Origin of the sequence: Pseudomonas sp. BF-R-19 (genome assembly GCF_019956445.1) — a bacterium.
In the GTDB taxonomy this organism is placed as follows: domain Bacteria; phylum Pseudomonadota; class Gammaproteobacteria; order Pseudomonadales; family Pseudomonadaceae; genus Aquipseudomonas; species Aquipseudomonas fluorescens_BH.
The window spans coordinates 209,945-223,574 of the sequence record NZ_JAHBDN010000092.1 but is presented as its reverse complement, the minus strand read 5'-3'; the positions used below and the strand labels follow the sequence as shown (position 1 = coordinate 223,574).

Genomic DNA, 13,630 nt, shown 5'->3' with positions numbered 1-13,630 from the left:
CCCACATTTGAACTGCGGTGTCACGTCATGCGCGGGCCCTGCGCCAGGCATCGATCAATTCGACAAAGGTGCCCTGCACCTGACGAATCAGCGCCTCATCGTCGATTTCCCCGGCCAACCACGCACGGCTCGGCTCCTGGAAAATCGTCCGACCCACGGCGAATCCGCGGCAGGTCTGGCTCTGGCTGGCCTGTTGAAAGCCTTCGGCCAACGCTGATGCCGGGGCGTTCAAGCCCAGCAGCACCACGCCTCGGCAGTACGGATCGCGTTCCTGGATCAGTTCGTCGAGTTGCTGCCACTCCTCGGCGCTTTGCGCTTCGATCTTCCACCACGCCGGGTAGATGCCCAGGTTGTAGAGGCGCTTGAGGGCGCGATACAGCACGTCCGGGTGGGCCGAGGGGTGATCCTTGGGCGGGATGATTTCCAGCAACAGTTCATGACCGCTGACCTGGGACGCCTGATACAAACCCTTGATCTGCGCTTCCTGTTCCAAGCGCAGCAACGGCTCGTCGTCGGGATGAAATTGCACCAGGCACTTGATGATCTGCTCTTGCGGCCAGGCGATCAGGTTGCTGCCGATGGAGCGACCGTGTTCGAAGGCCAATGGCCGCGAACCCTGGACTTCCACCGGCCGCGCCACCCACCAGCCGCGACCGGTGGCGGCGTTCAGTGAGTCCTGGCCGAAACGTTGATCGGCCAGCAGCCCGACATCGGCGTCGATGCCTTGCTCGCGCAAATCGGCTTCGACCCGCTCCACGGCCTGGATAAAAAGTTGCTTGAGTTCGCAGATGACGTTGAGGTCACGGCCGCCCTTTTGCGCCAGTTCCACCAGTTGCCAACGATGGTCGAAGGCAAAGATGAACAGTTGCTTCCACTGTTTGCGCGGCACGCTGACCTGATGCAGCCGCTGCAACACCGCGTCCTGGTCCGGCCGGGTAATCGGCACCGGGCTGTTGAACAGGTAATCCAGTTCGGCGCGGGTCGGCATCGCCGGGGCGCAGGCATGGCGCGACACCACCAGGCCGCCGCAGGCATTGGCCAACTGGCAGCAGCGCTCATCGCTGGCGTCCTCCAGCCAACCACTGAGGAAGCCCGACATGAAGGCATCGCCGGCCCCCAGCACGTTAAGCACTTCCACACGCACGCCCGGATAAATCGCACCGTCTTCAAGACGGGTCGGGATCTCTCCATGAATCACCGTGCAGCCTTGCGGGCCGAGCTTGACCACCAGGGTCGCCGCGCTCAGGCGCCGGACATTGCGCAGCGCAGTGAGCAAATCCTCGGCACCACCGGCCATCAGGAACTCTTCTTCAGTGCCGACGATCAGGTCGAAACGCGGAAGGATTTTCTGCACATGCTGGCTGACGTTCTGGTCGGCGACGAAACGGGTCTCACCGTCCGCCTTGCCGGCCAAACCCCAGAGCACCGGGCGGTAGTCGATGTCCAGCACCCGTTTGACGTTGTGCTTCTGTGCATAGTCCAGGGCCTGGATGCTCGACTTGTACACACCGTCGGTGGAGAAATGCGTGCCGGTGATCAGCAAGGCTTTACTGGAAGCGATGAAGGCTTCGCTGATGTCTTCGGCCCGCAGTGCCATGTCGGCGCAGTTTTCACGGTAGAAGACCAAAGGAAAGGTTTCACGGTCCTTGAGACCCAGCAGGACCATGGCGGTCAGGCGCTCCGGATCGACCTTGATGCCACTGACATCGCAGCCTTCACGGGTCAGGGACTCAACGAGGAAGCGCCCCATATGGTCGTCCCCTACCCGGCTCAGCATCGCCGACTTCAGACCCAACCGCGCGGTGCCGAAGGCGATGTTGGCGGACGAGCCGCCGAGGTATTTGGCAAAGCTGCTTACATCCTCCAGCCGCGCCCCGACTTGCTGCGCATAGAGGTCGACGCCTAGGCGCCCCAGGCAAATCAGATCCAATTGACGCCCACTGGCAAAACGAGTCTGGCCCATGCTGGCTCCTGTTATTTTTATCAGCCTGCGTTCGGGGCGATGGCCGTACCGAACACTCTTGGTGGATGCAGACTAAAACGACCGGGACCGAACAATCAATAATTATTCCAAATATTTTTACATGGAATATTTTTTCCAATAAGCTTTGGCACATGCGTTCCAGAAGCAGTGCATCGTTTCAGCAAGCTTCACACTGCTGCAAGCTCAAGATTTTATTCGGGCCTACCCTGTAGACTGCGCACAGCCAACCTATTGTCAGGGGACGAGTTGAAAAATCGTCCCTATAAGAACAAGCCAGAAGGATTTCCTCATGTCCCGCACCGATCAGCCGGCTACGACCGAGAGCACGCCCGACAGCGATCTCACCAGCCCCCCGATCAATGCCGAGCGTCTGCTGCAGCTGATCACCGATGAATACGAAAGCCTGCCGCGCCAGCTCAAACGCATCGCCAGCTACATGAGCCAGCAGAGCGACCGGATCATGGTCGACCGCATCAGCGACATCGCTCGCGAGTGCGAAGTGCACCCGTCGGCCATCGTGCGGTTTTCCCAGCGTTTCGGCTTCAGCGGCTTCAGCGAAATGCAGGCGCTGTTTCGCGAGGCCTACACCCACAAGACCACGCCGGTGCAGAACTACCAGCAGCGCATTCGCAGCATGATCGCCAACAAGTCGCAGAAGGCCAGCGGCGGCGACCTGGCGCGCGAATGCATCAATGCCACCCTGTCGGGCATCGAACGGCTGGGGCTGGAACTCGATGACCAGGCCTTCGACAAGGCCGTGGATCTGGTGGTCAACGCTGACAACATCTACGTGGTCGGCGTGCGCCGCTCGTTCGCGGTGGCCGACTACCTGGTCTACAACCTGCAACACACCAACAAGCGCATCCACCTGGTATCGGGGCTCGGCGGCAGTTACCGCGAGCAGATGCGCAGCGTGCGCGCCAATGACCTGGTGATCGCCATCAGCTTCACGCCGTACGGCAAGGAAACCCAGCACTGCCTGCGCATCGCCCAGCATCATCAGGCGAAAACCCTGATCATCACCGACAGTAACCTTTCACCTTTGGCCAAGCGCGCCAACACCGTGCTGCTGGTCAACGAAGGCAGCTCGTTTGCCTTCCGCTCGTTGAGTGCGACCTTGTGCCTGTGTCAGGCGCTGTTTATCGCCGTGGCTTATCGACTGGAATTGAAAGTCGATGAGATTCACGAGCAGGTCGGGTTCGAAGACTGACCGAGACAATGGCGTTACGGCGCCGCGCGCAGCGAAGAACTCTCACGTTTGCACGCGAGCGCTCAGCGGCCGCATGTAAATATTTATTCCATAATTGATGAAAAGGAATTTTTATTCTATAAACGGGTTTCCTGAAAACAAAAACCAAAGGATCCTGTCATGCGCGAACTCGGAATCGGACTTATCGGCACGGGTTTCATGGGGCGTGCCCATGCCCTGGCCTTTCGCAACGTCAGCGCAGCATTCGAACTGCCCTTCACGCTTCGCCTCGCCGCCCTGGCCGACGCCGATCCCGTTCGTGCCCAGGCATGCGCCACTGCCTGGGGCTTTGAGCAGGCCTATGGCGACTGGCAGCAATTGATCGACGACCCCAAGGTCAACCTGATCGCCATCACCACACCCAACCACCTGCACTACCCGATGGCCATGGCCGCGCTTGCCGCTGGCAAACCGGTGTACTGCGAAAAACCGCTGGCGGTGAACCTCGAACAGGCCAACGCCATGCACCTGGCGGCCAAGGATGCGGGCGTGGTCACCCGTGTCGGCTACAACTACCAGCACAACCCGATCATCGGCCTGGCGCGGGAGTTGATTCAGAGCGGCAAACTCGGTGAGATCATCAGCTTTCAAGGCGAATTCAGCGAAGACTTCATGGCCGATCCAGCGTCCCCCTGGTCGTGGCGCTGTGAGGCCGAACATGCCGGTGGCGCGCTGGCGGACCTGGGCAGCCACTTGCTGGGCATGGCGCGCTATCTGCTCGGCAATGTCGAAGCGGTGTGCGCCGATTCCCAGACCGTGCACCGCCAGCGCCCGGCCACAGCCGGTAGCCAGGAACAACGCACAATTGCCGTCGACGACCAGGCCCATGCGTTACTGCGCTTTGCCAGCGGCGCGCGTGGCACCTTCAGCAGCAGTTGGCTCAAGCACGGCTACAAGAATCACCTGAGTTTCGAGATCAGTGGCACCCAAGGGACCCTGTCATTCGATCAGGAGCGCTTGAATGAGTTACGCCTGTGCCGTGTCGGCCAGGACGGCTTCCAGCGCTTACTGGCCGGGCCGAACCTGCCCGGATATGCAGCGTTCAGTCCCGCGCCGGGGCATCAGCTGGGCTACAACGAGTTGAAGACGCTGGAAGTGCAGGAGTTGATCATGGCCTTGGCCGGCCAAGGACAAGCCGGCACCGACTTCGAGCAAGCCCTCGAAGTGGAGCGGCTGGCGACGGCGATTCGATTGGCTGCGCGGGAACAGCGCTGGGTCAATATCAGCGAGGTCTGATCGCCGATAAGGCTGCCGCCAATAGGCGGTAGCAGGACGGACGCCGGGCGAATGTCGGTGGAGCCTGGACCTGTTCACAGCTGATCCCTGCGAAATTCGATTCCGTCGGTGGCAGCCGCAAGCACCGGGGTATCACCGGCCGGGGCCACGCGTTGCGCTTCACCGCGGGAGAGCGTGGCCGGATAAGGACGCCAAGGTGATCAAGTTCATGGTCAATATCGCAGGACTTGCAACCAGTCTTCAGCCAATCGTTCCTGGGACTGGAAAGTGTTGCGGCGCTTGCTTGTGTGATGATGGATCTCAGCGATTATCGCGCTCTTCACGGCACGGCATTGGGAACTCTACAAGCAGTATTGAGCGGACGTTTCGATAAAAACGATTTCGTGTTGCTGCAAGTGCTGAAGCCTTAAGCCTGGTCCAATCATCCCCATTGGCCGCCAGTGTTCGTTAGTTGGTGTTCAACGCGGTGAACAATCAAACCGAGGCTTTTAAATCCACGCCCAGTGCCTGGGCAAATGCCTTCACCAAGGGGCTGCGCACAGTGTTATGGCGCAGGATCAGACTGAACGGCGTGACGATGTTGATCAGGTCCGGGCGCACCGCGCGAAACTCTCCCCGCGCCACCATCGGTGCGGCGTAATGCTGGGGCAGGAACCCCAGGAAACGACCCGTCTTGATCAGCAGCGCAACGGCCTCCACCTGGGTTGCCGAGGCGGAAAAGCTGTCGTAGTGGGCAAATTTCAGTTTGTCGCGATGAATCGCGTAGCGATGGTTGATGCACTCGTAATCCTTGAGCACATTACCACCCATGTCCGCGTCCGCCATGGAGAACAGCGGGTGGCCGAGCGCGCAATAAACCTCCGAGCGTTCTTCGTATAGCTCGTAGTAATCGAACTCTTCGCGTTTTTGATAAACCGGTACAATTCCCGCCACCAACCGCCCCTCGACGACACCTCTTTCAACCTCATCAAGTTGCGTGGCCTGAAGTTGAAATCTAACCTTGGGTGATTGTTCGTTTATACGTCTTAGCGCGGCAACTAACGGCGAATTGGCGTCAGAGATTGTGTTATCAATAACCCCCACGCCAAGATCACCGACAAGTTCGTTTTGCGCTGAACTAAGGCGATCGCGAAAGTTGTCGACCGAGGCAAACAAGTCTATCGACGCCTGATACACCAGACGCCCCTCTTCCGTCAGGTGAAAGCCCTCTCGCCCCCGCGTGCAAAGGCGCATGCCGATACGGATTTCCAGGTCGGAAATCTGTTTGCTGATGGCTGCCAGCCCCACATTCAGCTCATTTTGCGCGGCACTGAAGCCACCAGCCTCGACCACGGCCTTGAACACTTTGAGCAGTTTGAAGTCCAGCCCACTGAGGGCTAACGGTGCCCGCTGCAGCGTTTTCGGCGGCGGGTTTCCGGAATTGGAAAGTGGGGTTTCCATAATGCTTATTTACCTCTGGCGCCCTATTCAACAATCTGTGCCCAACAACAAAAACATAGCTGGCCTAATAATAATGAACACAGAAAACCAGGCTTGGCAACCGCCAATAAATCCCGAACATCAGTGCCAAACCACTGATCTCAAAACATTAAAAGCTGACACTTCGATCAGCTCTCGCAACGATGCAACTGCCCTCTTGAAAACTGCTCTGGCCTGATTTCGTTCGCTGACTTTTTAGCGACGTTGCGGCCCGGCATACCCATTTCAGTTCGCGTTACCGACGAGGAAAACAACAATGTCTCAAACCACCGACCGTCTCTGGGGTGCTCGCTTCAAAAGCGGCCCCTCCGAAGCTTTGGCGGCCCTGTCCCGTTGCCCTGAGCGCTACTTCCGGCTCACCCCGTACGACCTCGCCGGCTCCAAGGCCCATGCCCGGGAACTGCAGCGCGCCGGACTGCTGAGCGAGCAAGAAACCCAGACCATGCTCGACGCCCTTGAGCGTATCGGCGCAGATTTCCGCGCCGGCAGCATCGCCCCGACCCTGGACGACGAAGACGTCCACACCTTCATCGAGCGCCTGCTGACCGAACGCCTTGGCACCCTCGGTGGCAAGCTGCGCGCCGGTCGTTCGCGCAACGACCAGACCGCCAACGACCTGCGGCTGTTCCTGCGTGACCACGTGCGCACCCTGGCCGTTGAAGTGCTGGGCTTGCAGCAGGCGCTGGTGGACCAGGCCGAGCAACACATCGAGAGCATCTGCCCCGGCTTCACCCACCTGCAGCAGGCACAACCGATCGTGTTTGCTCATCACCTGCTGGCCCACGCCCAGTCGATGCTGCGCGACGTGCAGCGCCTGGTGGACTGGGACACGCGTACTTCGCTGTCGCCACTCGGTGCGGCGGCCATGGCTGGCTCGGCTATCGCTCGTTTACCTCAGCAATCGGCAAAAGAAATGGGCTACAGCGGTGTTTGCGAAAACTCCATCGACGCCGTGGCCAGCCGCGATCACGTCGCCGAGTTCCTGTTCATCGCCAGCATGCTCGGCATCAACATCTCGCGCCTCGCCGAAGAGTTCTGCCTGTGGTCGTCGCGGCAATTCCGCTGGGTCGCGCTGGACGATGCCTACGCCACCGGCAGTTCGATCATGCCGCAGAAAAAGAATCCGGACATCGCCGAACTGGCGCGGGGCAAGGCGGGTCGCTTGATCGGCAACCTGACCGGCCTGTTATCCACCCTCAAATCCCTGCCGCTGTCCTACAACCGCGACTTGAGCGAAGACAAGAACGGCGTGCTCGACAGCGTCGACACCCTGCTGCTGGTGCTGCCGGCCATGGCCGGAATGGTCGCGACCATGACGGTCAACGTCGAAGAGCTGCGTCGCCAGGCACCGCTGGGCTTCACCCTCGCCACCGAAGTCGCCGACTGGCTGGCGGTGCGCGGCGTGCCGTTCAAGGAAGCTCACGAAATCACCGGTGCGTTGGTCCAGGCCTGCGAGAAACACGACATCGAATTGTGGGAAGCCTCCCCGGCGCTGCTGGCGGAAATCGACCCACGCCTCACACCAGAAGTACGCGCAAGCCTGACCCTCGAAGCCGCCATCGCCGCCCGCAGCGGCTGGGGCGGGACTGCGCCACAACAGGTGCGCGAACAGATCGGCCGCCTGAAAACCGCCCTCGCCGCCCAGCAGTTATGGACCGAGGACTATCAGGGCTTTCGCCTCTGACTCTATGTGGGAGCGGGCTTGCTCGCGAAGAGGGAGTGTCAGTCCCCATCAATGTTGAATAACACACCGCATTCGCGAGCAAGCCCGCTCCCACAGGGATTGTGTTTGACCTGAAATACCAGCATTCGGAGAACCAACATGAGCCAGACACAGGCAGAACGACTCCAGGCGGAGCGCAAACTGGCGGAAAACCAGTTCGACATCACCCAGTACGATCATGTACCGCGGCGTTACTACGGACGGATTTTCTTCGCCACGGTGATCGTCATCGCGATCATCGGCCTGGTGCGCGCCTTCGCCGAAGGCAAGATCGAATGGTCGTACATCGGCCAGTTCCTCACCTCCCAGGCGATCATGTGGGGCTTGCTCAACACCATCGTCATGGCGGTGCTGGCGATGGCGCTGGGCATCGTGTTCGGCGTGATAACCGCGATCATGCGCATGTCGGCCAACCCGATCCTGCGCTATGTGGCGCTGATCTACACCTGGCTGTTTCGCGGTACGCCGCTGATTCTGCAACTGCTGTTGTGGTTCAACCTGGCGCTGATCTTCCCCACCATCGGCATCCCCGGCCTGTTCGAAATGGACACCGTGAGCCTGATGACCCCATTCGTCGCGGCCCTGCTTGGCTTGAGCATCAACCAGGGTGCCTACACCGCCGAAGTGGTGCGAGCCGGCCTGCTCTCGGTGGACACCGGGCAGTATGAAGCCGCCAAGTCGATCGGCATGCCGCGCCTGCAGGCGCTGCGCCGGATCATTCTGCCCCAGGCCATGCGCATCATCATTCCGCCGGTGGGCAACGAGTTCATCGGCATGGTGAAAATGACCTCGCTGGCGAGCGTCATCCAGTACTCGGAACTGCTCTACAACGCGCAGAACATCTACTACGCCAACGCCCGCGTGATGGAGCTGCTGATCGTCGCCGGTATCTGGTACCTGGCCACCGTCACCGTCCTGTCCTTTGGTCAAAGCCGTCTGGAGCGTCGTTTCGCCCGCGGCGCCGGCAAGCGTTCCTGAGGAGCCGCACATGAGAAGCATCGTCAAGGCCGTGAGCCTGAACAAGTACTACGACCATTTCCACGCGCTCAAGGACATCAACATCGAGGTCGAGCAAGGCGAAGTGCTGTGCATCATCGGCCCGTCCGGCTCCGGCAAGAGCACCTTGCTGCGCTGCGTCAACCAGCTGGAAAAGATCGACAAGGGCGGCCTGTGGGTCGACGGCGAACTGGTGGGTTACCGCATCGCCGGCAACAAACTGCACGAACTCAACGAGTCGCAGATCGCCCGTCAGCGCCTGGCGACCGGCATGGTGTTCCAGCGCTTCAACCTGTTCCCGCACATGACTGTGCTGCAAAACATCATCGAAGGGCCGTGTCAGGTGCTCAAGCGCTCGCCCAAAGAGGCGCACGAAGAAGCCCTGGAATTGCTCGCCCGCGTCGGCCTGGCCGACAAACGCAACAGCTACCCCATCGAACTGTCGGGTGGTCAGCAACAACGCGTCGCCATTGCTCGTGCATTGGCCATGCGCCCCAAGCTGATGCTGTTCGATGAACCCACTTCGGCACTCGACCCGGAACTGGTCGGTGAGGTGCTGTCGGTGATGCGCGATCTGGCGCAGACCGGCATGACCATGATCGTCGTCACCCATGAACTGGGCTTCGCTCGCGAGGTTTCCAACCGCATGGTGTTCATGGACGAAGGACAGATCGTGGAGGCTGGAAGCCCCGAAGAAATACTAATAAGTCCGCAAAACCCACGCACCCAAAGCTTCATTTCTGCCGTTCGAACCTAAGGGCCTGGCTCGCAAATCAAGAGCTGCCTCACAACACTCATAAGAGAACGACCATGAAGAACTTCGTTATTCCAGCTGTACTCGCCGGCGTTATGGCATCCGGCTTCACCTTCGCTGCCGAATTGCCGGCCAGCATCAAGACCAAGGGCGAGGTCGTTGTGGCGATCATGCCGAACTACCCGCCGATGGACTTCAAGGACCCGGCCACCAACACCCTCACCGGCCTCGACGTTGACCTGGGCAACGCCTTGGCCGAACGCCTGGGCGTGAAGATCAAATGGCAGGAAACCGGTTTCGAGCAAATGATCAACGCGCTGACCACCGACCGCGTCGACATGGTGATGTCGGGCATGACCGACACCGCCGAGCGTCAGGCCAGTGTGACCTTCGTCGACTACTTCACCAGCGGTCCGCAGTTCTACACCTTGCAGAAAAACAAGGACACCAACGAGATCATCGACCTGTGCGGCAAGAAAGTCGGCACCAGCCGACGTACCACCTTCCCGGCGGAAATCGCCGAGTGGAGCAAGGCCAACTGCGAAGCCGCCGGCAAGCCTGCGATCAACGTGATCGGCACCGAAGGCTCGGCCGATGCCCGTGCGCAACTGCGCCAGAGCCGCATCGACGCGGCCATGCAGGGCAGCGAAACCCTGCCGTACCTCAAGACCCAGGAAAAGGACATGTACAAAACCGTGGGCCTGCCGATTTCCAAGCAGTTCACCGGGCTGGGCGTGAGCAAGAAAAAGCCTGAGCTGAGTGAAGCGGTGAAAGTGGCGATGCAGAGCATGGTCGATGACGGCAGCTACCAGGCGATCCTGAAGAAGTGGGATCTGGAACTGGGTGCGATCAAGACGGTGACGGTTAACGCCGGGAAGTAAGTTCGCAAGGATAAATGCAATACCTGTGGGAGCGGGCTTGCCCGCGAAGGGGCCATCACATTCAACATTGATGTCGCCTGCGAGTCCGCCATCGCGAGCAAGCTCGCTCCCACAAGGTCTTGTGATTGTTTATAGATCGTCGGAGCACTAACGATGTCCTCCTCCCCCCAACCCACCTGGCCCGGCCGGCACAAAGCCTGCTTGGCCCTGGCCTTCGACCTCGACGGCCCCACCGGCGATGCCATGCTCAACGGCTCGATCTGGCGCAAGCCCGAGTATTTCGGCTTCGGCGGTTATGGCCCGTACCGGGCGCTGCCGCGGATTCTCGATCTGCTCGACGAATTCCGTCTGCCGACGACGTTCTTTGTCCCGGCCTGGGTCGTGGAGAACTGGCCGAAACAGTGTCAGGCGATTGTCGAGCGCGGGCATGAGGTGGCGTATCACGGCTACAAACACGAATCCTTCTACGCCCTGACGCTGGAACAGCAAAAGGACGTGATGAGGCGGTCCCGCGAGGTGTTCTGGAAGCACCTGCACATCCGCGCCGAAGGTTTCCGCACGCCGTCCGGCGACTGGCGGGCCGAAACCCCGGCGATGCTGGTGGAGGCCGGCGTGACTTACTCCAGCAGCATGCGCGGCGATGACCGGCCGTACCTGGTGAATGTACCGGGGCACGCCACGCCGCTGGTGGAAATCCCCGGTCGCTGGGAAATGGACGACTACGCCTCCATCGCCTATACCCGCGCACCGGACTTCCCTTCGGGGCTGGACCGCACCGCCAGCTACGCCCTGACCCTGGACAACTGGTGCCGCGAATACGACGGCGCCATGGATGAAGGGCTGTGCCTGACCACCCTGTTCCACCCCAAGATCACCGGCAAACCAGGACGCATCCTGTTGCTGGAAAAACTCTTCGAACACATGCGCCAACGCGACGACGTCTGGTTCGCCACCTGCCGCGACGTCGCCCAGTGGTGGCTGAAGGAACATCACCATGGTTGATTCCACTGTCTGGCCCAAGGGCTACCGCTGCGCCGTGGTACTGACCGTCGACTACAACGACATCCACGGCATTCTCACCCAGGCCCCGCAAGTTGCCGGACGCGACAAGACCCTGTCGGTCTGGCGCTACGGCACCCAACGCGGCGTGGAGCGTTTGCTCGCTCTGTTCAAGGAGCTCGGTGTTTCCAGCAGCTGGTTCGTACCCGGTATCGTCGCCGAGGAAAACCCCGAGCATATTCGTGCGATCCAGGCGGGCGGGCATGAGATTGCCTGCGCCGGGTATCACCATCAGAACTACGACACCCTCGACCTCGCCGCGCAGAGCGCCGACATCGCCAAAGGATGCGCGGCATTGACGGCGCTGACCGGTCAGCGTCCCACCGGTTTGCGCATCCCCGCCGGCAACGGTGCACCGGGCTTCATCGAGGCGTTGAGGGATCAAGGCATGCGCTGGTCGTCGTCCTGGCGTGGTGATGACTTGCCGTTCGCTCACCCGACCGCGCCCGACGTGATCGAGTTGCCCCTGCATTACGAGCTGGAGGACGAACCCTACTTCGCCTTCAATCTCAGCCCGGCGGTGCCGCCGGCGCAATCGCGGATCGCATCCTACAGCCACACCCTGGGCAACCTGCAAATGGACTTCGCCGGGTTTCATCGCTTCGGCCTGTGCTACGTGTTGCGCCTGCATCCGGAAATCATCGCTACGCCGGGACGGATTGGTGTGTTGCGTGAGTTGCTTGAGGGGATTTTGCAGCACGATGACGTATGGATCGCTACCGGTGCTGACGTCGCCCAGTGGTGGGCGGAATCCGCAACGCCGATCACCGAAGATCATCCGGCGTCGGTGTATGAGCGGCATTATCGGGACTACGTGCTATGACAGAACGCATGCAACGACTGGCGAAATTTTGCGTGGATACGCAGTTCGCGGACCTGCCGCCCGCACTGGTGGAACAAGCCAGGCGCCACATCCTCGATACTTTCGGCGCGACCCTCGCCGGGGCAGACAGCGAAGTCGCGAAAACGGCACGGCAGGTATTCGAAGACGAAACGGGCGACACCCTGGTCTGGAGCACTCGCCAGCGGGTCGGCGCCGCTCAGGCAGCCATGCTCAACGGCATCGCCGCCCATGCCCTGGAACTGGACGACACCGGTGGCTGCGACCACTCCGGCGCCGTAGTGCTGCCGGCGGTCATGGCGGCGGTGTCGATGGCCGGTCAACCGGTGAGCGGCCGCGAGTTCATCACGGCCGTGGTGATCGGTTACGAAGTCGGGCGCCGGGTGCTCGAAGCCTGCGGCGGCTACTCAGCCCATAACGGCGCTGGCTGGCACTCCACGGCGACCTGCGGGGTGTTCGGCGCGGCAGCCGCCAGTGCACGGATTTTTCGATTGAATGCCGGGCAAACCTTGTCGGCACTGGGCATCGCCGGCAGCTTCAGCGGTGGCTTGTGGGCTTTCATCCACGACGGCTCGCAAAGTAAAAAACTGCACAGTGGCCGGGCCGCCGAAGGGGGGTTGCTGGCGGCGCGGTTTGCGCAGCAAGGCATCAGTGGTCCAACAAAGTTGTTCGAAGATGTCTGGGGCGGCTTTTTGCAGACACTTGCCAGCGCCACCTCAACCCCCGAAGCACTGGATGCCGATCTCGGTGCCGTATGGAAACTCGCCCGCTGCTCGATCAAGCCCTACGCCTCGTGTCGCGGCACGCATTCGGCCATCGATGCGTTGGGGCTTTTGCTCGACCAATTGAATGTGCCAGTCGATCAGGTCGAAGACATACAGGTTTCGCTGTGCAGTTTTCTCAAGGACATGTGTGGCGGCCAGGATGTCGGCACCCTCGCGGCGGCGCAGATGAGCCTGGCGTATGCACTGGCGGCACGGCTGGTACATGGCCATTGTCGATTGCAGGCCTATGACGATGAAGCGCGCAACGATCCACGCATCATCCAGTGGATGTCACGCATTCGCCTTGAAGTGGACCCGCTACTGTCCGAGGATGGCGAGCCCGTGGTGACACTGCGGACCGTGGACGGTCGGCAAGCGAGCCTGTGCGTTGAAGTGCCATTGGGCGCGCCGGGTAATCCGCTGAGTGATGAGCTGCTTGCGGAGAAGTTTTTCAGTTTGGCAACGCGGGTCATGTCCCGGGAGCGGGTTGAGGAACTGCTCGGGCAGTTGTGGCGGATTGAAGAACTGGAATCGGTTCGCTCGCTGGATCGGTGGCTGGCTTGAGTATTGCGTTGCTTGTGCCGGCCTCTTCGCGAGCAAGCCCGCTCCCACAGGGGAATGCATTCCAAATGTGGGAGCGGGCTTGCTCGCGAATGGCCGCGAC

At 60.8% G+C, this 13,630-nt stretch carries 11 protein-coding genes and 1 pseudogene; 10 read left to right on the top strand and 2 right to left on the bottom strand.

Going from position 1 to position 13,630, the window contains the following annotated elements; genetic code table 11:
• Positions 1-25: 25 nt before the first annotated feature.
• Entirely contained in the window at positions 26-1,963 is a 1,938-nt protein-coding gene (locus tag KGB28_RS26780; RefSeq protein ID WP_223448552.1) for a bifunctional 5-dehydro-2-deoxygluconokinase/5-dehydro-2-deoxyphosphogluconate aldolase, read from the bottom strand.
• Positions 1,964-2,273: 310 nt separating this feature from the next.
• On the opposite strand from KGB28_RS26780, the gene KGB28_RS26775 reads away from it, so the two are divergent.
• The 3 genes and pseudogenes from KGB28_RS26775 to KGB28_RS26765 form a co-directional block, all read left to right on the top strand.
• Positions 2,274-3,194, top strand: a complete 921-nt coding sequence (locus KGB28_RS26775; protein WP_223448551.1) for a MurR/RpiR family transcriptional regulator — start codon at positions 2,274-2,276, stop codon at positions 3,192-3,194.
• Between the two features lie 159 nt (positions 3,195-3,353).
• Entirely contained in the window at positions 3,354-4,469 is a 1,116-nt protein-coding gene (locus tag KGB28_RS26770) for a Gfo/Idh/MocA family protein (RefSeq protein WP_223448550.1), read from the top strand.
• Positions 4,470-4,653: 184 nt separating this feature from the next.
• A pseudogene (locus tag KGB28_RS26765) lies at positions 4,654-4,879 on the top strand (glycosyltransferase); the annotation flags it as partial.
• A 64-nt stretch (positions 4,880-4,943) separates the two neighbouring features.
• Here the strand turns inward: KGB28_RS26765 and KGB28_RS26760 are convergent.
• Positions 4,944-5,909: a LysR family transcriptional regulator gene (locus tag KGB28_RS26760; protein WP_150727270.1), complete on the bottom strand. Its 966-nt coding sequence runs from the start codon at positions 5,907-5,909 to the stop codon at positions 4,944-4,946.
• Between the two features lie 295 nt (positions 5,910-6,204).
• Here KGB28_RS26760 and argH point away from each other — a divergent pair, with 295 nt between their 5' ends.
• The 7 genes from argH (at position 6,205) to KGB28_RS26725 (ending at position 13,530) form a co-directional block, all read left to right on the top strand.
• A complete protein-coding gene (gene argH, locus KGB28_RS26755; RefSeq protein ID WP_223448549.1) occupies positions 6,205-7,632 on the top strand; it encodes an argininosuccinate lyase in 1,428 nt (475 codons plus the stop codon).
• A 138-nt stretch (positions 7,633-7,770) separates the two neighbouring features.
• Positions 7,771-8,649 carry an amino acid ABC transporter permease gene (locus KGB28_RS26750; RefSeq protein WP_150727268.1) on the top strand — a complete coding sequence of 293 codons (879 nt, stop codon included), beginning with the start codon at positions 7,771-7,773 and terminating at the stop codon, positions 8,647-8,649.
• A 10-nt stretch (positions 8,650-8,659) separates the two neighbouring features.
• Complete coding sequence (locus tag KGB28_RS26745) at positions 8,660-9,424, top strand: amino acid ABC transporter ATP-binding protein (protein ID WP_150727267.1); 765 nt, start codon at positions 8,660-8,662, stop codon at positions 9,422-9,424.
• Between the two features lie 53 nt (positions 9,425-9,477).
• On the top strand, positions 9,478-10,302 hold the full coding sequence (locus KGB28_RS26740; protein WP_223448548.1) for an ABC transporter substrate-binding protein: 825 nt from the start codon (positions 9,478-9,480) through the stop codon (positions 10,300-10,302).
• A 153-nt stretch (positions 10,303-10,455) separates the two neighbouring features.
• The gene (locus KGB28_RS26735) at positions 10,456-11,304 is read left to right on the top strand and encodes a polysaccharide deacetylase family protein (RefSeq protein WP_223448547.1); all 849 of its coding nucleotides are present in this window, start codon (positions 10,456-10,458) and stop codon (positions 11,302-11,304) included.
• Entirely contained in the window at positions 11,297-12,184 is an 888-nt protein-coding gene (locus KGB28_RS26730) for a polysaccharide deacetylase family protein (protein ID WP_223448546.1), read from the top strand. Before KGB28_RS26735 ends, KGB28_RS26730 begins: the two co-directional genes overlap by 8 nt.
• Positions 12,181-13,530 (top strand): MmgE/PrpD family protein, encoded by a 1,350-nt coding sequence (locus tag KGB28_RS26725; protein WP_223448545.1) that lies wholly within the window; start codon positions 12,181-12,183, stop codon positions 13,528-13,530. Before KGB28_RS26730 ends, KGB28_RS26725 begins: the two co-directional genes overlap by 4 nt.
• Positions 13,531-13,630 lie beyond the last annotated feature (100 nt).